This window comes from Nesterenkonia haasae, assembly GCF_010119385.1.
GTDB classification, from domain to species: Bacteria; Actinomycetota; Actinomycetes; order Actinomycetales; family Micrococcaceae; genus Nesterenkonia; species Nesterenkonia haasae.
Map to the genome: position 1 here is coordinate 310,312 of NZ_VFIE01000017.1, position 19,112 is coordinate 329,423.

Annotated in this window: 18 protein-coding genes; 9 read left to right on the forward strand and 9 right to left on the reverse strand. The window is 58.6% G+C overall.

Annotated features, from left to right (window positions below; all coding sequences use genetic code 11):
* Nucleotides 1–110 precede the first annotated feature (110 nt).
* From FH975_RS01535 to FH975_RS01545, 3 genes are all read left to right on the forward strand, one after another.
* On the forward strand, nt 111–1,154 hold the full coding sequence (locus tag FH975_RS01535; protein ID WP_328821725.1) for a PAC2 family protein: 1,044 nt from the start codon (nt 111–113) through the stop codon (nt 1,152–1,154).
* Between the two features lie 103 nt (nt 1,155–1,257).
* Nucleotides 1,258–2,487, forward strand: coding sequence for a DUF4192 family protein (locus tag FH975_RS01540; RefSeq protein ID WP_162319718.1), 1,230 nt, complete (start codon nt 1,258–1,260; stop codon nt 2,485–2,487).
* A gap of 153 nt (nt 2,488–2,640) precedes the next feature.
* Nucleotides 2,641–3,996 carry an RNA polymerase sigma factor gene (locus FH975_RS01545; protein ID WP_162319719.1) on the forward strand — a complete coding sequence of 452 codons (1,356 nt, stop codon included), beginning with the start codon at nt 2,641–2,643 and terminating at the stop codon, nt 3,994–3,996.
* A gap of 190 nt (nt 3,997–4,186) precedes the next feature.
* Here the strand turns inward: FH975_RS01545 and FH975_RS01550 are convergent, their stop codons facing one another.
* A complete protein-coding gene (locus tag FH975_RS01550) occupies nt 4,187–4,393 on the reverse strand; it encodes a DUF7455 domain-containing protein (protein ID WP_162319720.1) in 207 nt (68 codons plus the stop codon).
* A gap of 204 nt (nt 4,394–4,597) precedes the next feature.
* Here FH975_RS01550 and FH975_RS01555 point away from each other — a divergent pair, with 204 nt between their 5' ends.
* Genes FH975_RS01555 through FH975_RS01570 form a run of 4 tightly spaced genes read left to right on the forward strand, consistent with a single transcriptional unit; the run spans nt 4,598 to nt 9,927 of the window.
* On the forward strand, nt 4,598–6,658 hold the full coding sequence (locus tag FH975_RS01555; protein ID WP_162319721.1) for a DNA gyrase/topoisomerase IV subunit B: 2,061 nt from the start codon (nt 4,598–4,600) through the stop codon (nt 6,656–6,658).
* 59 nt (nt 6,659–6,717) lie between these two features.
* Nucleotides 6,718–7,677: a heme o synthase gene (locus tag FH975_RS01560; protein WP_202922974.1), complete on the forward strand. Its 960-nt coding sequence runs from the start codon at nt 6,718–6,720 to the stop codon at nt 7,675–7,677.
* Nucleotides 7,677–8,345: an ABC transporter ATP-binding protein gene (locus FH975_RS01565; RefSeq protein WP_162319723.1), complete on the forward strand. Its 669-nt coding sequence runs from the start codon at nt 7,677–7,679 to the stop codon at nt 8,343–8,345. Before FH975_RS01560 ends, FH975_RS01565 begins: the two co-directional genes overlap by 1 nt.
* Complete coding sequence (locus FH975_RS01570) at nt 8,329–9,927, forward strand: hypothetical protein (protein ID WP_162319724.1); 1,599 nt, start codon at nt 8,329–8,331, stop codon at nt 9,925–9,927. Before FH975_RS01565 ends, FH975_RS01570 begins: the two co-directional genes overlap by 17 nt.
* A gap of 55 nt (nt 9,928–9,982) precedes the next feature.
* On the opposite strand, the gene FH975_RS01575 is transcribed toward FH975_RS01570, so the two are convergent.
* The 8 genes from FH975_RS01575 to FH975_RS01605 all read right to left on the reverse strand — a co-directional run bounded on the left by FH975_RS01575 (nt 9,983) and on the right by FH975_RS01605 (nt 16,991).
* The gene (locus tag FH975_RS01575) at nt 9,983–10,411 is read right to left on the reverse strand and encodes an ATP-binding protein (protein ID WP_162319725.1); all 429 of its coding nucleotides are present in this window, start codon (nt 10,409–10,411) and stop codon (nt 9,983–9,985) included.
* Nucleotides 10,401–10,733, reverse strand: coding sequence for an STAS domain-containing protein (locus tag FH975_RS01580; RefSeq protein ID WP_162319726.1), 333 nt, complete (start codon nt 10,731–10,733; stop codon nt 10,401–10,403). Before FH975_RS01580 ends, FH975_RS01575 begins: the two co-directional genes overlap by 11 nt.
* The gene (locus tag FH975_RS16850; RefSeq protein ID WP_328821726.1) at nt 10,718–11,968 is read right to left on the reverse strand and encodes a glycosyltransferase family 2 protein; all 1,251 of its coding nucleotides are present in this window, start codon (nt 11,966–11,968) and stop codon (nt 10,718–10,720) included. Before FH975_RS16850 ends, FH975_RS01580 begins: the two co-directional genes overlap by 16 nt.
* Before the next feature lie 12 nt (nt 11,969–11,980).
* The gene (locus FH975_RS16855) at nt 11,981–12,688 is read right to left on the reverse strand and encodes a glycosyltransferase (RefSeq protein WP_328821727.1); all 708 of its coding nucleotides are present in this window, start codon (nt 12,686–12,688) and stop codon (nt 11,981–11,983) included.
* Complete coding sequence (locus tag FH975_RS01590; RefSeq protein WP_162319727.1) at nt 12,685–13,839, reverse strand: PP2C family protein-serine/threonine phosphatase; 1,155 nt, start codon at nt 13,837–13,839, stop codon at nt 12,685–12,687. The genes FH975_RS16855 and FH975_RS01590 overlap by 4 nt, the downstream gene beginning before the upstream one ends.
* A 91-nt stretch (nt 13,840–13,930) precedes the next feature.
* Nucleotides 13,931–14,629, reverse strand: a complete 699-nt coding sequence (locus tag FH975_RS01595; RefSeq protein WP_328821728.1) for an IMPACT family protein — start codon at nt 14,627–14,629, stop codon at nt 13,931–13,933.
* A 75-nt stretch (nt 14,630–14,704) separates the two neighbouring features.
* Nucleotides 14,705–15,733, reverse strand: a complete 1,029-nt coding sequence (gene adhP / locus FH975_RS01600) for an alcohol dehydrogenase AdhP (protein WP_162319728.1) — start codon at nt 15,731–15,733, stop codon at nt 14,705–14,707.
* Between the two features lie 64 nt (nt 15,734–15,797).
* Nucleotides 15,798–16,991: a GAF domain-containing protein gene (locus tag FH975_RS01605; RefSeq protein WP_162319729.1), complete on the reverse strand. Its 1,194-nt coding sequence runs from the start codon at nt 16,989–16,991 to the stop codon at nt 15,798–15,800.
* A 157-nt stretch (nt 16,992–17,148) separates the two neighbouring features.
* Between FH975_RS01605 and exaC the strand changes: the two genes are divergently transcribed.
* Nucleotides 17,149–18,672 (forward strand): acetaldehyde dehydrogenase ExaC, encoded by a 1,524-nt coding sequence (gene exaC / locus FH975_RS01610; protein WP_162319730.1) that lies wholly within the window; start codon nt 17,149–17,151, stop codon nt 18,670–18,672.
* Between the two features lie 39 nt (nt 18,673–18,711).
* Nucleotides 18,712–19,110, forward strand: a complete 399-nt coding sequence (locus tag FH975_RS01615; RefSeq protein WP_162319731.1) for a DUF779 domain-containing protein — start codon at nt 18,712–18,714, stop codon at nt 19,108–19,110.
* The last annotated feature ends 2 nt before the right edge of the window (nt 19,111–19,112 follow it).

Below are 19,112 nucleotides of genomic sequence, written 5' to 3' on the forward strand. Positions count from 1 at the left end.
ATGTCATTGTCGGCGGGAATGGGATGCTATGGAGAAACTGTTACTCCACAGAAGACTTAGTCCGCGTGCGCTGCACACCCAACTAACACCAGAGGGAGGATCCACAGCCGGTGAGCAATCCTTATGAGTTTGATCTGCTGCATATCCATACCGAGGACCCTGAGCAGGAACCGGGGGAGACCTCCTCCGAGAAGGAGATGGTGCTCCACGGCGAGCACGGTGGTGGCCCCCGGCGTCCGATGGTGATCTCCGTAGCCGGCCACACTGATGCGGGGTCGCTCTCAGAGCAGCTGGCAGAGGGCTTGTTGGGTGCTCTGCCGCACAGGCAGGTCGCCAGCTTCGATGTTGATGAACTTTTTGACTACCGCTCCCGACGACCGCAAGTCACCTTTACCGAGAACAGATTCTCCGACTACCGGGGCCCTCGGCTCGATCTCTTCGAAGTTCGGGATGCCATGGATCGCCCCTTCCTGCTGCTGACTGGCGATGAGCCGGACTTCCAGTGGGAACGAGTAGCAGAGACTGTACTGAACCTGATTGAGCACCTTGATGTGAAGCTTGTTGTGACCGTGGACTCGTTGGGCCTTCCTACACCCCACACCCGCCCCGTGGGAGTGACCGCGCACGGCAACCGCGCCGACCTCATCGAAGGCATGTCGACATGGTCGCCCAATGCGCAGATCGAGGCTGGTCTGTCGCAGATGCTTGAGCTACGAGTCGATGAGGCTGGGCGGGACGTCGTTGGCTACACCCTGCACGTGCCTCACTACCTTGCCTCAGGGAGGTATCCGCAGGTGGCTGTGGCGGCTTTGGAATACGCAGGAGCGGCTTGCGAACTGATGCTGCCCACGGATGAGCTGCGTGAGGCTGCTCGTTCCGTGGAGGTCGATGTCTCCCGCCAGGTGGAGCAGGCTCCAGAGATCGCACAGGTGGTTCAGAAGCTAGAGGCCAACTTCGATCAGTATTCCTCCACAGCTCAGCGTTCCCTCCTTCTTGGGCAGGATGACGTTGTCCCAGATGCAGAAGAGCTGGGAGCGGCCGTTGAGGAGTTCCTCCGAAGCCGCCCCGATGATGTGATTCCGGGTTCCGCCGAAGGAACTGATACACCAGAGAGCGACGACGACGGCCCCCACCCCGAGCAGTCGACGGACTAGATTTTTCCCCAAGCTGTGTGAGTCAGCAGCGACACGCCGAATGCTCCCCAACGGCAGACTTCAACCCTGTGAGTTAGTACGGGTATTCGGGAACGTGGGGGGCATGAACGATTCATCCACACCCTACAATCCCGAACAAGCTGAACCTGGAAAAGCGTCGCGCCGCTCTGCGCAGCCACTATGCGTCGATCGCCCCGGGGACGCGCTGGCCCTGGTTCAGCACACCTTCGGATATTTGCCCGCGGAGTCTCTCGTCGTCATCGGTCTCAGCGCAGGGGTTACCGGCGGTCACCTCCGCGTGGACCTGGCTCCAGTCCTCGAGCAGCCAGAACGCATGGGAGCCCAGTGCGCTGCGTGGATCGCTGGGCCTGAGGCGGCGCCAGCTCCGGAGGCGGCTATGGCTATCATCTTCGACTCTGAGCTTCCCGCCCCCGACTCACCCGACCAGTACGAGGTCCTCATGGCCCGATTGGCGGAGGGGCTGTTTGAACAAGCTGGTGCCTCCTTGGTGAAGGTGTGGCACGTGGGTCAGGGTTTCATCCGGGACTACAGATGTTCCGACGTGAGTGAGGCACGGTCGTTTCCCGGAGAAGATGCTGATTCAGTGCTGCAAGCGACGCTTCAACGTCTCCCGGAATTGGCCTGGAGCCGCGCTGCTAGCCCCGCAGAGGCGCTCAGCGGGTTTCTGGCTGCCCCTTCGCGTGCAACACATGCTCAGCAGCGGGCTGTTCGAGAGCACACGGCCCCGCCGCCGAACAGAGCAGAAGCAGTGACCGCCCTCTGGGACGCCGCGCTGCGCCGGTGCATCCGGGAAGCCCATGGCGGAAGCAGGACCGAGGCTTCATGGATTCATCAGTCGCCAGAACAGGCCTCAGCGCTACTCCGGACCTTGGAACAGGCGGAGAACCTCGAGTTGCTGATGGCGCTGACCGTGAGCAGTGTCGATGCTGTGGGGGACGCCCTTGAGTTGGTTGGATCAGGTGCTGTTCACAGTGGATCCATGGAGTTGGCATGGGGATTTTCACCGCATCCGCCGCGATGGGAACGCGTTGAAGGACTCTCCGAACTGCTCTATCACCTGCTGCCCTATGCTCGAGGTGTTCAACGTGCTGAGATTCTGGGTCTGCGGTCCTGGATCGAGTGGCTTCGCGGGAGCTCGAGCACTGCCACTGTCTTTGCTGAAGAAGTGCGTCAACAGCATCCGGAATTGTGGGCAAGCATCACTGCTCCGCCTGTGGCGCGCAGCGTCGTGCACTGCATCAGAGCCTTGGGCATATGCCCCTGGGCGCGTGTCAAAGAGTCGAGTTACTCATGGTGGTTGGGCCATCGATAATTTTTTCTCGGACCAGGGAATGTATCGGACTATGGCACTGTTGGACCCCGTAAGACCCTGCAGCCCGAGGACGATTTTGCTCCGAATCGGGACTTGACAGGGTCATAGGCGCGTTGAGCGCTTGAACCTCAGTAAACGAGACGGAAGGTCATCGTGCCCACCACTGCGTCGAAGTCCACACAAGAGACTGCCGCCGCTGAGGAAGCCGAGAAGACCGCTGCCAAGAAGTCAACACAGACCTCGTCCACTAAGACGACGGCCAAAAAGACGACTTCCCAGGCAAGCGGAAAATCCCGGTCCTCCTCCGCAAAGCAGAGCAGTCCACCATCGACAACCAAGACAGCGCCCGGTCCTGCAAAGAAGACCGGTGGCCGAAAGAAGGCTGCTGACCCAGTCGATGAAATTCTTGCAGAAGAAGCCGCCTCACCGACTGAGGCTCTGGAAACAGCTGTTGCCAAAGCCGAAGAGTCCGGTGAGGACGCTGAAAAGATCATGGAGCCGAAGTCCGGGGCGAATGAGGAAGATGGCTCAGGCCGAGGATTCGTCATCTCCAACGCTGATGATGACGATGCCCCTGCCGTGCAGGTCGTCTCCGCCGGTGCGACTGCAGATCCTGTCAAGGACTATCTGAAGCAAATCGGTAAAGTTGCACTCCTCAACGCCGAACAAGAAGTGGATCTAGCACTTCGCATTGAAGCCGGTCTCTTCGCAGAGCATAAGCTCAAGAACGACACGGTGAAGGACAAGCGGCTCAGGCGAGACTATGAGCTAGTCGTCGCTGATGGGAGGAAGGCCAAGAACCACCTGCTGGAAGCTAACCTCCGACTTGTTGTGTCATTGGCGAAACGGTATACCGGGCGCGGCATGCTCTTCCTGGATCTGATCCAGGAAGGAAACCTAGGACTGATTCGTGCAGTCGAGAAGTTCGACTACACCAAGGGTTTCAAATTCTCGACCTACGCCACCTGGTGGATCCGTCAGGCGATTACCCGCGCCATGGCCGACCAGGCACGGACCATCCGCATCCCGGTGCACATGGTGGAAGTGATCAACAAGCTGGCCCGCGTCCAGCGCCAAATGCTCCAAGACCTCGGTCGAGAGCCTGCACCTGAAGAACTCGCCGCCGAACTCGACATGACTCCTGAGAAAGTCGTTGAAGTTCAGAAGTATGGTCGCGAGCCGATCTCACTACACACGCCACTCGGTGAAGATGGTGACTCCGAGTTTGGGGATCTCATCGAAGACTCGGAGGCGGTCGTGCCATCCGACGCGGTGAGCTTTACCCTGTTGCAGGAGCAACTGCACTCGGTGCTGGACACCCTGGCCGAGCGGGAAGCCGGAGTCGTCGCAATGCGCTTCGGACTGACTGACGGCCAGCCGAAGACTTTAGACGAAATCGGAAAAGTCTATGGGGTGACTCGTGAGCGTATAAGGCAAATCGAATCTAAGACCATGTCGAAGCTGCGGCACCCCAGTCGTAGCCAGGTCCTCCGGGATTACCTGGACTGATCAACCCCATGGTCGTGGTGAGGAGTATCTCCTCACCGGCTTAATAGGCCCGCACAACTGAATACAACGCAAAAAAGATTCCCCGGGGTAGGCCCCCGGGGAATCTTTTTTGTAATCTGGAAAATCAGAACTGAGAACAGATGCGCATCCGAGACGAACTACCTACGGACAGCGTGCACAGCGCAGCTGGTCAGCTGATTCTTTCAGACTCGTCAGTCCACTCAACAGTCTGTGGGCGAAGCTTAGGCTCCACATCGCGACCGTGGTGGTTGCAAAACAGAAGCGCGCCGCCAGAAGCGAGCACAGCACGAATATAAGCCTGAGCTCCGCAGCGGTCGCAGCGGTCCAGGGCAGTCAGCGTGGGAGTGGCTTCGAGGGTGCCGGATGTAGCTGTCATGCTCTCGCCTCCTAGCGTTACGTGATGATGTCACCTATACAACCACGTCATAGGGCTGCGCATTCGCGATTTCGCTGACAAAGGCGTGGCTTTCGCCACCGGCGAATCATGGGGGAGAGCTCAGCGGCGCTTCTGCACGGAAGCACCAGGACGTCGACGTAGCCTGGGAGATAAGTTCCTTTCACCAATCAATGGAGGCCCCTGTTGGCTCAACGTGACGAATACAGTGCCCGGCACTTATCGGTCCTCGAAGGGCTCGAGGCCGTGCGGAAGCGGCCCGGCATGTACATCGGCTCCACCGACTCCCGGGGCCTGATGCACTGCGTCTGGGAAGTCATTGACAATTCCGTCGACGAGGCGCTTGCCGGTCATGCATCCAATATCCACATCACCCTCCACCCCGACGACTCGGTCGAGGTCTCTGACGATGGGCGCGGGATCCCAGTTGACATCGAACCCCGCACCGGGCTTTCCGGGCTGGAGGTCGTCTTCACGAAGCTCCACGCTGGGGGCAAGTTCGGCGGCGGCTCCTACAACGCCGTTGGTGGTCTCCATGGTGTAGGTGCCTCAGTAGTCAACGCGCTCTCCTCCCGTTTGGACGCGCATGTCACCCGGGGTGGCAAAGTTCATACGATGAGCTTTAGGCGCGGTGAGCCTGGCACATTTGCCGGACACAAGCCGTCTGACGCATTCACTCCGGCTGAGAAGGGCTCCCCGCTGCAAGTGTCGGGGAAGGCTAAGCGAGGCTTGACCGGGACAACCGTACGCTATTGGGCGGACCGGGAAATTTTCTCCCCGGAGGCGCAGTTCTTGGAGCAGGAGTTGGTGAACCGCGCAAGACAGACCGCATTCTTGGTCCCGGGCCTGCGCATTGTGATTCATGACCAGCGTCGCACTGAGCATCTGGAGGAGGTCTTTCAGTATGACGGAGGTATCAGCGAGTTCGTCGATCACCTCTCCACAGACTCAGCTGTGACGGACATCTGGCGAATTCAGGGTCACGGCGGCTTCACCGAACGCATTTCGGTAGAGGGTGTGATGACAGATGTGGAACGCGACTGTGAGGTGGACATTGCGCTGCGGTGGGGCGTCGGCTACGACACCACGGTGAAATCATTTGCCAATATCATCGCCACGCCCAAGGGCGGCACCCACGTCACTGGTTTCGAACAAGCCCTGGTCAAAGTCTTCCGTAAGGTCATCGACTCCAACGCCCGCCGGCTCAAGGCCGGGAGCGACAAAGTGGACAAGGATGATGTTCTTGCTGGTCTCACAGCGGTGATGACAGTTCGAATTGCGGAACCGCAGTTTGAAGGTCAGACAAAAGAGATTCTTGGCACCCCAGCGGCTAAGCAGATTGTCAACAAAGTGGTTTCCGATGCGCTCGAGCGGCGCCTGACCTCAGCCAAAAAAGCGGAGAAGCAAGAAGCCACCGCAGTGCTGGAGAAGGTGGTGTCCGAGATGAAGTCCAGAATCGCGGCCCGTCAGCACAAAGAGACCCAGCGACGAAAAAACGCACTCGAAAACTCCACTATGCCGGCAAAGCTGGTCGAGTGCAGAAACAAGGACGTCGAATCCAGTGAGCTGTTCATTGTGGAGGGGGACTCCGCGCTCGGCACTGCAAAGCTTGCCCGGTCCTCAGACTTTCAGGCGTTGCTGCCCATCCGCGGAAAGATCCTCAATGTGCAGAAGGCCTCCGTCTCCGACATGCTGTCGAACACCGAATGCGCCGCCTTGCTGCAAGTCATCGGAGCAGGTTCGGGACGTAGCTTCGATCTTGATGCTGCGCGCTATGGCAAAGTCGTCTTGATGACAGACGCCGATGTGGATGGAGCGCATATTCGTACTCTGCTCTTGACTCTCTTCTTCCGCTACATGCGCCCCATGATCGAAGCCGGCCGAGTTTTTGCCGCCGTGCCTCCGCTCCACCGTGTGGAAATCATCAACTCAGGCAAAAAGCCGAATGAAGTCCGTTACACCTATTCCGAGAACGAGCTCGTCACACTTCTTGCAGACCTGGAGACCTCAGGGCAGCGATATAAGGAACCCATTCAGCGGTACAAGGGGCTGGGAGAAATGGATGCAGATCAGTTGTCAGAAACCACCATGGACCCGGTGTACCGATCCCTGCGCCGAATTAGAGTGCAGGACGCTGAAGCCGCTGAGCGCGTGTTCGACCTTCTTATGGGGTCTGTCGTCGCACCCCGCAAGGAGTTCATTATTGAAGGAGCGGCTGCCTTAGACCGTGAAAAGATCGATGCGTAATGCGACTCGCACCAATTTCTACAGTCGGTAGAACAAGGTAGACTGTCCCAGTGACCGATTTGAGCACTCGTACCTCTGACAACAAGGCCGCCTCAACGGCACCGGTGTCAGGGCAGAGGCTCGGTTTCAAGCGCAAAGCCGCTGCCTACCTGTCGCTCACCAAGCCCCGAGTTATCGAGTTGCTCTTGGTGACGACTCTTCCCACCATGTTCTTCGCCCAGGGCGGACTTCCCAATTTTTGGCTGGCGTTGGCCACCATGATTGGTGGTGCTTTCGCCGCGGGTTCCTCAGGTGCGTTCAATTGTTACCTGGATCGTGACATGGACCGGTTGATGAACCGGACCAAGAAACGCCCGCTGGTCACGGGTGAGCTTTCGCCTCGGGAAGCGCTGGTCTTCGCCTCTCTGCTCGGGGTCGCCGCAATCGCTGTTCTGTGGTTCGGCGCAAATCCCCTCGCCGCAGCTCTCGGGGCTACCGCCATGTTCTTCTACGTGGTGATTTACACCATGCTGTTGAAACGGCGGACGGAACAGAACATCATTTGGGGCGGACTTGCAGGCTGCTTCCCAGTCCTGATCGCCTGGGCCGCTGTGCGCGAAGCTGTCGAGTGGCCGGCGGTGGTCCTGTTTTTCATCATCTTCCTCTGGACTCCTCCCCATTACTGGCCATTGTCGATGAAGTACCGTACGGACTACCAAAATGCGGATGTCCCCATGTTGGGAGCTGTCGCTTCAGCAAAAACGGTCTCCGTCCAAGTGGTGCTGTACTCGTGGGCGACCGTCGCATGTTCATTGCTGCTCATCCCACTCGGATGGGCTGGCATCACGTATTCGGCATTCGCAGTCGTCGCCGGGGCGTGGTTCATCTACGAGTCCCATGTACTGTACCGGCGGGCTCAGAACGAGTCACTGACTGATAAGCGCGCCATGAAGCTGTTCCACCTTTCTATTCTTTACCTGACGATGCTCTTCATCGGACTCTGGATTGACCCGTTTGTCGGCAGCCCACTCATGGGCTGATGACAGTCACCGTTGAATGTCGAGGCCTGGGTGTCTGGACTGACGACTCCATTCTCCTCCCCGAGACCACCTTTTCACTCTTTACTCCTGGACTTGTGCCGCTCACCGGGGCGAACGGGGCAGGAAAAACCACACTGCTGAAAACTCTTGCGGGAAGGCAGCTCCCCAGCGCAGGGGAGTGTCGCGTCAATGGCCAGGTTCCAAACGAATTTGATCCCAGCTTTCGAGCATGCGTCGCGTCCCTTATCGATACTCCACCGATGGCTCGGGATATGACTCTGATCGAACAGTTGTCCCTTGTGCGAGTGTCCTGGGGAGATGGGGTGTCAGCGGCGTTCAGCGCTGCAGAACATACCCTGGAACAGCTGACCATAGCGCAGCTGGGCGAACGTTTTCCGTATGAGCTCTCAGCTGGACAACTGCAACTGTTCGGTGTGGCTTTGACCCTGAGCCGGCCTTTCAAACTGCTGCTGCTCGATGAACCGGAACGCCATCTGGACGAAGAACGGGTGGAAGCACTGGTGCAGATTCTGGAGTCTCTAGCCGATGACGGAGGCCTAATCATCGCTGCAACCCACCGGGCTGAGATCCTCGACCGTGCCTCAGTGATCGAGGATGTGCCTGTGCGGGTCGACCTGGTGGGGCCCTCCAGTGCCGACGAGATCTGATAATCTCCGGCTCAGGGCAGCCAAAGGAATCTACCTGGGACGTGAAGGCGCTCCCACCTCAGGGGACCGTTGGTTTTCGCTCTACCTCATAGTGTTCGTCCTAGGTTCTTACGTCGTGCCGGTGGCATACGCCATCGGACAGTTTCTTGATTTCGAACTGGCTGCTCTTTTGGTGTCACCCGCATCCGCCCCCTACGTGTTCGGTGCATTGACGCTAATGGCTGCGGTCTCCCTATGGGTGGGGCGGGTGCAAGGTCCAACATTCCTGACACCGTATCTAGCTCACACCTTGCTCTCGACGGACATTAGCCGACGCCGGGTGCTCGTCCGGCCAACTACAACATCAGTTCTTGGGATTGGTCTGCTGGTTGGCGGGATTGTCACAGTGGGAGTCTTTGCCCTCACCCAGGCTGGCGCCTCGGACTGGGTGAGGTTCGGGCTGCTGAGTCTCACTGGGGGATTGGCTGCAGTGCATGGAGGACTTCTAGCGTTTCTCGGACAACGTCTCACCACAAGGTGGCTAGGGATCCTGACGTGCACCATTGCAGGCTTAGGTGGCTTGGGAAAGCTGATTCCCGGAATGTTCCTCATTACTCCAGTAGGGTGGACCGCAGCCTTGTGGGCCGGAGGAAACGCCTGGCTAGTGGTCCTCCTGGGGCTGACGGCAACCACTGGTCTGGTGGTTCTGTTGGTTGTGCCCAGAGCGCTGGGCCGTATGCCAGCGTCGCGGATCGTCACTCAGAGTATTCGGCTCTCCGAGGCTCGGCTTTTTACCTCGACCGGCAACGTCAACGATGCAATGCAGGCTTTCCGCGCCCCGCCGCGCCACCGCTTTGGAGGCTTGGCTGTAGGGGCCGGCTTTCCCCTTGCCAGTGGACTGCGACAAGACTTTGTCACCGCGTGCCGCACCCCTCTCTCATTGGCGAGCGCATGTGTTCTGATTCCCTGCGGTGCAGCACTCCTAACGTTGGTGGTCCCCGCGATTGGTGCAGAGCTCTTCGATAGCCGGCTGGTGGTGACGGTACCCTTGGCCGTTGCTGGAGCGCTTCTCATGTTCTTCGGCACTGGGGGTCTTACAGAGGGTTGGCGTCATCTGAAAAACGAGTTTGACGCCTCTGCGCTATTTGGCTGGGGGCCTAGGACTGCAATGATGCGCCGTTTGCCGTGGCCTGTGGTCGGGACAATCGTCCTGACTCTGGCAGGTGCGCTACCGACTGTGGCTGTTTCTATGGACGCTGCGTCGGTTGTGCATGCCGTGGTCTGGTCCCTGATAATTTCGGTCGCAATACTCTGCGCGAGGTTTTTTCAGTCGATGCGCAGCCGAGATATTCCAGTGGATTTTCTGGCTCCAACTGTGATCCCAGGTGGTATTGATTTCTCGGCGGTGAAAATCCTGATCTGGCTTGGTGACGGCATCATCGTCTCGGTGACATCGGTGCTGGCACTCGTTCTCCTGCCGTGGGATCACGGGACACTCGTGGCAGTGCTGGGTGGGCTTGTTATTGTGACGGTGATGTGGGCCTGGGCCCGGACAGGGCAAGCATTCTCCGCCACCGCGCCTTCAGCAGTCTCGGATAGCTAGTTCGGTGAACATAGCTAATGAGTTTAGTGCACAGTTCTTCATCGGCCGGGTGGAGTTAAGGACGTCGGAACCGTTGCAACGTCCACACGTTTCCAGAGTCAGTCTGACGCTCGAGCCGATCCAGCACCATCGTTGATATGACGAGACCTCGGCCGGACTCTTCCAAGACATCGTCCGGCAACGAGAGGTTATCGAGAGCCACATTAATTGGTTCTGCTGTATCGCGAAGAAAAGCTTGCAGTTGGTGAGGGTCGACACAGATCTTTGCGTGAATGGCGATTTCGGCCGCTCCGGGATGTGCCCGGCCATGTGTGATCATGTTAGTGAGGATCTCACTTACCGCAAGTGCAAACTGCATCTGGTCTTCGTCTGCAACTCCGCCCGAGCCCTCACACAACTGATCGAACGCGTCAAGGACCTCCTCGACGATTCCTAACTCCGCCGATCCGTCTATCTCACAGCATTTCTGTGCGTCAACTGGCATGGTAGGCAGTCTCCGCGGTGGGATACGCCCTGAGAACCTTGTCTAGGTTGGTCAGCTTCAAAACACTGCTCACGGCCGGTGTAGGAGCGGCGATTCGGAGATCGCCTTGCGCAAGCCGGGCAGACTTCAGCCCACCGATGAGGGCGCCCAGTCCTGAAGAGTCGATGAACGCCGTCTCTGAGAGGTCGACAACAATGCGAACACTTCCTTGCTCCAGAAGACGCTCTAGGGCCTGGCGCAATGTCGGCGCGCCCACCGCTGTGAGTCGACCCTGCGGTGCTATGACCGCGTAATTGCGCATTTTATTCACTTTGAGGTCCATGTGTCTCCTTCTGTGTGATCGAGGACCGCTGCCGGACCACGATAGCGGGCTGCTTGGATGATGACGCTGAGGGCAAGCAGGATATAAATGACCCATACGGTGTTGACGAGGGTACCCGTGCCGTCCAGAGTGCCGAGCATGACACGAGTCGCCCCGATGATGAGAGATATGGCCAGCAGCGCCATGACAGTCAACTGCGGCCAGATTTCACGCCAGGGGACGCCACCTTCGGCTTTTCCATCTTTACGTGTAACCACGAAACCCAGGGGTTTTCCCAAAACTACGTTCGCGAAGGTCGTCCAACAAGCTTTGATCCACAGCGGAAAGAGCGCTAGAGAATACTGTTGGCCGCGCCACGTGCGCATTCCTCGAGCTACGTAGATGAACAATATCTGGTTAATCAAGAAATACGGCAGGAACCTCGCGAAGAACTCCACGCTCCAGGCATTGACCGGCATCACACCAAGCATCAGATACATGATGGGCGCTGCCATGTACGCCAGGGCTGCGAAGCCCGCCAAGTAACTCCACATCGTTCCGAAGTACATCAGCCGCTGACCCGCCGATAGTCCCTTCTTGACGAGTGGGTTGTCACGCAGCATGACTTGGAGAGTCCCCTGGGCCCAACGCAACCGCTGTTTGAGCATGGTGTTGAGGTCTTCTGGGGCCAAGCCGCGGGCAAGGACTTCATGGTGGTAGACGCTGCGCCATCCCATCGAGTGCATTTGCATAGCAGTGGCCATATCCTCGGTGATAGAGATGGTGGCCAACGGCTGGACCGGTTGTGCTTCGTCAGGGCGGTCCACTCTGAGTTGCTCGAGCAATGCCACGACGGACTCAACGGCGCCAAGCGGTGAATGTTCCTGAGCTGTGAGTGCATCAAGAGAAGCCTGATCAATCACGACCGCCCCGAGCTCCTCATCACGTTGAACAGGAACGTGACCGAGAGACTCCAGGTCTGCGTACATAGTGGCCAGGTCGTTCTCAAATAGGCGACGAGAGGCTGCCGTGGCAGCCTCTTGGACTCGGTAGACCACTTCCGCAGCTGGTTCGCCTCGGCGGAAGTCCGCAAGTGACTCAGCTGTGAGGGCATGCAGTTGCTGAAGCTCTTCGCTCAGTTCAGGGATATTGTGGTGACGTTTGGCCTCCCGTCCCAGGAGTTTTTCGGCAGCGCGAAGTGTGCGCTTGGTGGATTCCTGAAGGTCGTGGACGTACCCCACGATCCCCAACTGCATGAGGGCGTCTCGTCACAAAACAGCATTGGACCCACAGAAGAACGCTGCGTTCCACCCGTCTTTACCCTGCTGAATTGGACCGTAGAACAGCGGTGCCTGACTTCCCAGCGGGTCAGCTTCGTCAACGTTGCTGAACCACTGCGGTGTCTGAACCAGAGCCACCTGCGGATCATCCGCGAAGTAACCCAATGTGCGGTGAAGAATAAGCGGATCGGGGACCTGGTCGGCATCAAGAATGAGGAGGAACTCACCATCAGTGCGAAACAGTGCATTGTTGAGGTTGCCAGCCTTGGCGTGACGAGGTTTGTCCAGCCAGTCCTGGGACCGGGTGATGTAACCTAGGCCCGCACTCTGTGCTGCGGCGGCCATCTCCGAGCGATCACCATCATCGAGGATCCACGTCTTATGCGGGTAGGTGATCCTCTGGGCAGCCTGGGCAGTCTTCATCACCATTTCGATAGGTTCGTTGTATGTGGTGATGAGGACATCCACCGTGCCTTCAGGTGCAGATTTGGGGCCCTCTCTCTCCTTAGACTTCCACATAGTGGCTGCGAAAAGGAAGGTATCTATCAGGCTGAACGTTTCAGCCACGATCAGCGGGACGGCAATCCACCAGGCCTCCCAATTAACAGACTCGAGCCACCGCCAGGTGACGTAGTTAATGCCTGTCAGGACGGCTAGAACTGCCAGGATCCGAATGATGATCATGCGCCGGGTCATGAATCGCATCTCACAACTACGATGGTGACGTCATCTGTAGCTTTGGCAGTCTCTGCGAGGTTGAGAACCTGCTGTACTGCCATCTCTGGCTCGGTATCGCGGAAGAGACGTTCGATTTCTTGCTCGCCGGATTCGAGATTAATGATGTCTAGCAGTCCGTCGCTGCTGCAAATGAAAAGATCACCCGGGTTGAGCTGAATAGAGGCTTCCTTATGCTCGGTTTCCATCCCCATCCCCAGGGGTAGGCCGTCAGTGCGGATCCGCTCCTGTTCGCCTGTGGTTCGCAAAACGAAACTGAGGTTGTGACCTGCATCCACGAAGGTCAGTTGCCCAGTAGAAACATCAAGTTCACTGTGAAAGGCAGTAACAAAGATGTTCAAGTCCCCGATTTCTTCTTCAAGGAGCTTGTCAGTCTCGGTGACAGCGCGTGATAGTGGGCGGTCCGGAGCTGTGCGCAGTGCGGCACGGACAGCTGAGGCGACAATGCTTGGGCCCATTCCTTTGCCCATGACGTCCGCTACTGTCAGACGCAACCCGCGTTCAGAGCGGTGGAGGTCATGGAAGTCTCCCGCGATATCCCCGGCCGACCGCGCCCCGGCGGCCACTGTGTAGCCAGGGACCTGCGGGACGCTTCGTGGTCTGAGTGTTCGCTGTATGACAGCAAGGTCATCCAACTCAGACTGCCTGGCCATTTCGGTTTGGACCCATAGGCTGAGGTCCTGAAGGAGGCCCCGCTGGCGCTCGTTAAGAACGCGAGGCGTAGTGTCCATAATGCACAGCGTGCCGACCTGTTCGCCGCAAGGCGCGTGAAGAGCGTTGCCTGCGTAGAACCTCAGGTGAGGATCGCCGGTCACAAAAGGACTAGCGGAGAATTCAGCGTCCTGTGAAGCGTCTTCGATCACGAGACTGCCGCCGCGGCGAAGTGTCGCGTCACAAAAGGAATCCGTCCGCGGAGCTTCAGGGCCGCCCAGGCCAATTTCTGATTTACGCCACTGACGTTCCCGGTCAATCAGCGTCACACTAACCATGGGAACTTGAAAGAGCTCCTGAGCGAGCCTCGTTACCCGGTCGATTCTTTCATCGGGCGCAGTATCAAGGATTCGTAGCGAGTCAACGGCTTTTTGTCGGCGTTCCTCGTCTGATAACAACATATGCTCCCAAGCAATTCGAGCGGGTCCGATCCCCGCAATCCTATCCTCTTGAATGTGCCGCTGACCTGTCGGCCAGCAGGTGGAGCTGAGATCAAGTGTCTGAACGTATATCGCGCCACTCGTAGGAAGTCGGATTAAGTTCAGCGTCTCCACCGCTGAGCGTGGCAACCAGTGAGCTAAGCCTATGAAGCGCCGCGTGGTCGTCTGGAATGGCAGCGTCCATTATTGCCACCCCCGTTTGGGAGGTGTAGTCAACGTTGTTCACTGTGATGCTGGAATGCCTGAGCCGGTGCTCCCAGCGGCCAGCCTCCCCGATGGGAGCGACAAGCTGAAATGTGCGCATCCGTTGCCGCGCTCGAAAGGCATCGAGTTCACGCGCTTGTTCCAACGCTGTGACCACAGAGTCCGAGTAGGCACTTACCAGACCCCCGGCGCCCAGCAGCGTTCCACCGAACCACCGGATGACCACCACGCAAACGTCGCTGAAGTCCTGGCTGCCGCCGGGGGTCTCAGCTTTCATGAGCGCTTCCAGCATCGGTGCTCCGGCGGTACCTGAGGGTTCGCCGTCGTCATTTCCCCTCTGGTGCTGGCGGTCATGTCCGATGACCCAGGCAGAGCAACAGTGGCGGGCGCCGCTGTTCTCCTTCCGGAGCCTGTCGACGAGATCTTGGGCTTCGCCTGGTGACCGGGTCCGGCGCATGACAGTCAGAAACCGAGATCTTTTCCGAACAAGCTCCGTCACCACCTCGACGTCGGGCGAGAGCACTGTATAGACCGAATCTGCAGGCACGGTTCCCCACTCTATGCCGGTCTCGCCAGGGTGGTAGAAAGTCTGCTGTGGTCCAGTCAGCGTGTGATGGAGTTCTCAGGAGGTTGAATAGTCGATGACAACGCGGCCATCGATCTTCCCGTGGTGCATCTCATCGAACACGGCGTTGATGTCCTTCAGGGGACGCTTGGAAATGGTCGGATGGATCAGCCCACGTGCGTAAAACTCGAGAGCTTCGACCATGTCCTGTCGGGTGCCCACGATAGATCCGCGGATGGTGAGTCCCTTCAGGACGATGTCGAAAATAGGTGCGGGGAAGTCGCCAGGGGGTAGACCGTTGAACACAATGGTGCCGCCGCGTCGTGTCATGTTGATCGCCTGGCCGAACGCACTGGGGTGCACAGCAGTTACGAGAACTCCATGGGTCCCGCCCACCTGCTGTTGAATCTCATGGGCTGGGTCTACACCCATTGCATTGAGGCAGAGTTCGGCACCATGCCTTTTGGCGAGTGCGAGCTTGTCATCAGCGATGTCCACTGCGATGACCCGCATCCCCATTGCGACCGCGTATTGGACCGCAATATGGCCCAATCCACCGATCCCAGAGATCACGACCCATTGCCCCGGGCGCACATTGGTCAGCTTGAGCCCTTTATAGACAGTCACGCCGGCACAGAGAACCGGGGCGATCTCATGGGGGTCTGAACCGGCAGGGATCAATGCCGCATATCGGGCGTCAACCAACATGTACTGTCCGAAGGACCCATCTGTTGAGTAGCCACCGTTGGTCTGCTCCTCGCACAGAGTCTCCCAACCGGTCCGGCAGTATTCACATGAGCCGCACGCGCTCCAGAGCCAGGCGTTTCCCACGACATCACCGACGGCGATATTGGTGACCTCGGCCCCTAGTTTCTCTACGATTCCCACTCCTTCGTGGCCCGGGATGAAAGGCGGAGTGGGCTTCACCGGCCAGTCTCCTTCCATGGCATGCAGGTCGGTGTGGCACACACCTGAGGCGATGAGTTTCACCAGTGCCTGATGAGGTGCTGGTTCTGGAAGCGGATACTCGGTGATAGTTAGATCTTTGCCGAAGTCTTCAACGACGGCTGCGGTCATGGTGGTCATGGCGGCTCCTTTGTCACAGGTGTGTACAAGTGGTGCCACTGACGTTATGTGCAAAAAGGTTGCGTTAGGGTTGCACACTCGCCACTAGGGTGGCCCGCTGCGGGGAATCGGCAGGAAGGACACGCAGTGCGGTGTACATCACCTGCTGGTCTGTCGCGGCTTCGCGGAGCTGCAGATATCGGCACAGCTCATCGGGACCACCGTCAGCGAGCAGGGCTTCGCGCAGAACGGCCGATATGTGCTCCCTCAGGGAGCGAATGCCTGGAGCTTCAGAGGCTGGCAGCAGCGGGCCGGTGTACATATCTAAAGCAGCAGACCGGTCTCCCGCGGTGAGTGCAGTCATGGCGGTGAGGGCATCTAGGTCCACCGGAGCGGACAACCGGTAGGGCTTGGACTGAAGATCCAAACCAGCGGAGACCGGAGTGGACCGCAAGAATCTGCGCAGACGGACGATCTCAGCTCGGAGCGTCACCTCATGGCCCATTTCGCCAAAGAGCAGTTCCGCCAACTCCCCGGCACTCAAACCCCTCTGGTGCTTCGTTGAATACCAGGCTAAGAGTGTGAGGATCTCCGCGTGGCGGAGGCAGAGTGTCTGGCGAGCTGTTCTAAGGCCCAGCTGCGGTTGCGCAGTGCCCAGTGTGGTCAGGTGAACCACCCCAGTGTCCGCAGGCAGTGACTTCAGCTCAGCTTCTGCGGCGGATACTGCGGCACAGACCAGAGCCAACGAGTGCGTGGCTACGGCTTTTTCGTCGCCTGTCAGATCTACCACGCCTAGTATCCTCCCGGTCTGAGGATGCCGGATGGGCGCAGCTGAGCAGGAGAACTGATGTGCCGACGTCGCGAAGTGCTCATCCTGGTGAACTTGAGCTCCACGCCCTGTGGCTAGGGCTATACCGGGTGCCGAAGTGCCGATAGCTTCCTCTGACCAGGTGGCACCAGGGTGGAAGGCCGAAGACTCTGCCCGTCGCAGTGAGGCACGGTCGCCATCAACCCACAGCAGTCGCCCAGCTGCATCTCCAATCGCAACTATCAGCCCGGCCTCGGCAGCTGGTTGAATCAGAAGTTTTTCGAACACCGGCAAAACGTGACGCAGGGGGTGCGACATCCGGTAGTCAGTAAGATCTGCGTCACTGATACCCACCGGCGCCACAGCACGCCCGGGATCAGCCAGGAACTGTGCCGATCGAATCCACGAATCACGCAGCAGAGGTTTCAGCACCTCCCACGTTTGGGGCTCGTCGGGGACAGCCTTCATCATCCACTCCTTCCCGGGCCAAGAGTGTGCGGCACGTCACAGCTTACGCCACATATCTTCGGGCTCCGCCCGATGCAACGTCGATGCAACTCCACGCACCATATGATGAAAATAATAGTGATCCAAGTCACTATCTGTACTAGCCGACGAAGGAGTCGCCATGACGGTCTATGCACAACCCGGCGCTGAAGGCAGCGTTGTCAGCTTCAAGTCACGCTACGAGAACTACATCGGAGGTGAGTGGGAGGCCCCGGTCAAAGGCCAGTACTTCGAAAACCCATCCCCGGTCACAGGCAAGCCATTTACCGAGGTGGCCCGTTCAACGGCGGAAGACATTGAGCTAGCTCTCGACGCGGCCCATAAGGCAGCTCCCGCCTGGGGCAAGACGTCGGTGGCCGAACGCGCAGTGATCCTCAATAAGATCGCTGATCGTATTGAAAACAATCTCGAGATGCTCGCCGTGGCAGAAACTTGGGACAACGGTAAGCCCGTTCGAGAGTGTCTCGCCGCAGATCTTCCGTTGGCTGTTGACCACTTCCGTTATTTCGCGGGAGCGATCCGGGCCCAGGAGGGCGGCAACAGTGAGATCGACGCCACCACGGTGGCCTATCATTTTCATGAGCCTCTGGGAGTAGTCGGACAGATCATCCCCTGGAACTTCCCCATCCTGATGGCGGTCTGGAAACTTGCCCCGGCCCTCGCCGCTGGCAATGCGGTCGTTCTCAAACCTGCTGAGCAGACTCCAGTTTCAATCCTCCTCCTGATGGAGCTCGTCGGCGATCTACTTCCTGAAGGTGTGATCAACGTCGTCAACGGTTTCGGCACCGAGGCGGGCGCACCACTGGCGTCCAGCCCCCGTATCCGGAAGATCGCCTTCACCGGAGAGACGACTACCGGCCGGCTGATCATGCAGTACGCGAGCCAGAACCTCATCCCTGTCACACTCGAGCTCGGCGGCAAGTCACCCAATATTTTCTTCGAAGACGTCGCCGCTCGCGATGACGCCTTCTATGACAAAGCTCTGGAGGGCTTCACCATGTTCGCCCTGAACCAGGGCGAGGTATGCACGTGTCCCTCCCGGGCGCTCATCCAATCGACCATCATTGACGAGTTCCTCGAGGCCGCGGTCGAGCGCACTAGGGCGGTCAGACAGGGAAACCCGCTGGACACGGAGACCCAGGTCGGCGCCCAAGCTTCGAATGACCAGTTGGAGAAGATCCTCAGCTACCTGGACATCGGCCAGAAGGAAGGCGCGGAGGTCCTCATCGGCGGCCATCAGGCCAACCTCGGAGGAGACCTGGCTGAGGGATACTACGTGGAGCCGACGATCTTCCGCGGACACAACTCGATGCGCATCTTCCAGGAGGAAATTTTCGGCCCCGTCGTGTCAGTGACGGAATTCTCAGATTACGACGACGCCATCTCTCTGGCCAATGACACGCTCTACGGCCTGGGAGCCGGGGTGTGGTCCAGGGAGCAGAACATTGCCTACCGCGCCGGTAGAGATATCCAGGCTGGCCGAGTCTGGACCAACTGCTACCACCAGTACCCCGCCCATGCCGCCTTTGGCGGGTACAAGCACTCAGGGATCGGCCGCGAAAATCACCTGATGATGCTGGCCCACTACCAGCAGACCAAGAACCTCCTGGTGAGCTACTCGGAAGACAAACTCGGGTTCTTCTAGGCAAACCGGACAACCCACCTACAAGAAAGTGAGACAGCCATGGATGCTGAGCGTGTCGCAGTAACAGATGAAGCTGCCGCTCTGCTCCGTCGACTTCGTGACGAGCACGGCAAGCCGCTGATGTTCCACCAATCCGGCGGATGCTGCGACGGCTCAGCACCCATGTGTTACACGCAGGGCACCTTCATGACCGGACCTCAGGACGTTTTGCTGGGTGAATTGGAGCCCGGTACGCCTGAGTCGGTGCCGGTGTGGATATCCAAACCTCAGTATGAGTACTGGTCTCACACACACATCACTATCGACGTCACGAAGGGGCGGGGGTCAGGCTTCAGCATTGAGGGGCCCACCGGGAACCGATTCATCGTCCGCTCCCGTCTTTTCACCGAAGAGGAGACAGCGGCTCTCCCACCGGTGACCTTCGGCTCGCTGACCTGAAC

What these genes read in the sequence shown, in the direction of transcription:
- FH975_RS16855 (WP_328821727.1), bottom strand. Translation starts at nt 12,688, where the DNA reads ATGACCCGGCGCATGATCATCATTCGGATCCTGGCAGTTCTAGCCGTC.
- FH975_RS01605 (WP_162319729.1), bottom strand. Translation starts at nt 16,991, where the DNA reads ATGATGAAGGCTGTCCCCGACGAGCCCCAAACGTGGGAGGTGCTGAAA.
- exaC (WP_162319730.1), top strand. Translation starts at nt 17,149, where the DNA reads ATGACGGTCTATGCACAACCCGGCGCTGAAGGCAGCGTTGTCAGCTTC.
- FH975_RS16850 (WP_328821726.1), bottom strand. Translation starts at nt 11,968, where the DNA reads ATGCAGTTGGGGATCGTGGGGTACGTCCACGACCTTCAGGAATCCACC.
- adhP (WP_162319728.1), bottom strand. Translation starts at nt 15,733, where the DNA reads ATGACCACCATGACCGCAGCCGTCGTTGAAGACTTCGGCAAAGATCTA.
- FH975_RS01565 (WP_162319723.1), top strand. Translation starts at nt 7,677, where the DNA reads ATGACAGTCACCGTTGAATGTCGAGGCCTGGGTGTCTGGACTGACGAC.
- FH975_RS01575 (WP_162319725.1), bottom strand. Translation starts at nt 10,411, where the DNA reads ATGCCAGTTGACGCACAGAAATGCTGTGAGATAGACGGATCGGCGGAG.
- FH975_RS01550 (WP_162319720.1), bottom strand. Translation starts at nt 4,393, where the DNA reads ATGACAGCTACATCCGGCACCCTCGAAGCCACTCCCACGCTGACTGCC.
- FH975_RS01540 (WP_162319718.1), top strand. Translation starts at nt 1,258, where the DNA reads ATGAACGATTCATCCACACCCTACAATCCCGAACAAGCTGAACCTGGA.
- FH975_RS01590 (WP_162319727.1), bottom strand. Translation starts at nt 13,839, where the DNA reads ATGTTGTTATCAGACGAGGAACGCCGACAAAAAGCCGTTGACTCGCTA.
- FH975_RS01615 (WP_162319731.1), top strand. Translation starts at nt 18,712, where the DNA reads ATGGATGCTGAGCGTGTCGCAGTAACAGATGAAGCTGCCGCTCTGCTC.
- FH975_RS01580 (WP_162319726.1), bottom strand. Translation starts at nt 10,733, where the DNA reads ATGGACCTCAAAGTGAATAAAATGCGCAATTACGCGGTCATAGCACCG.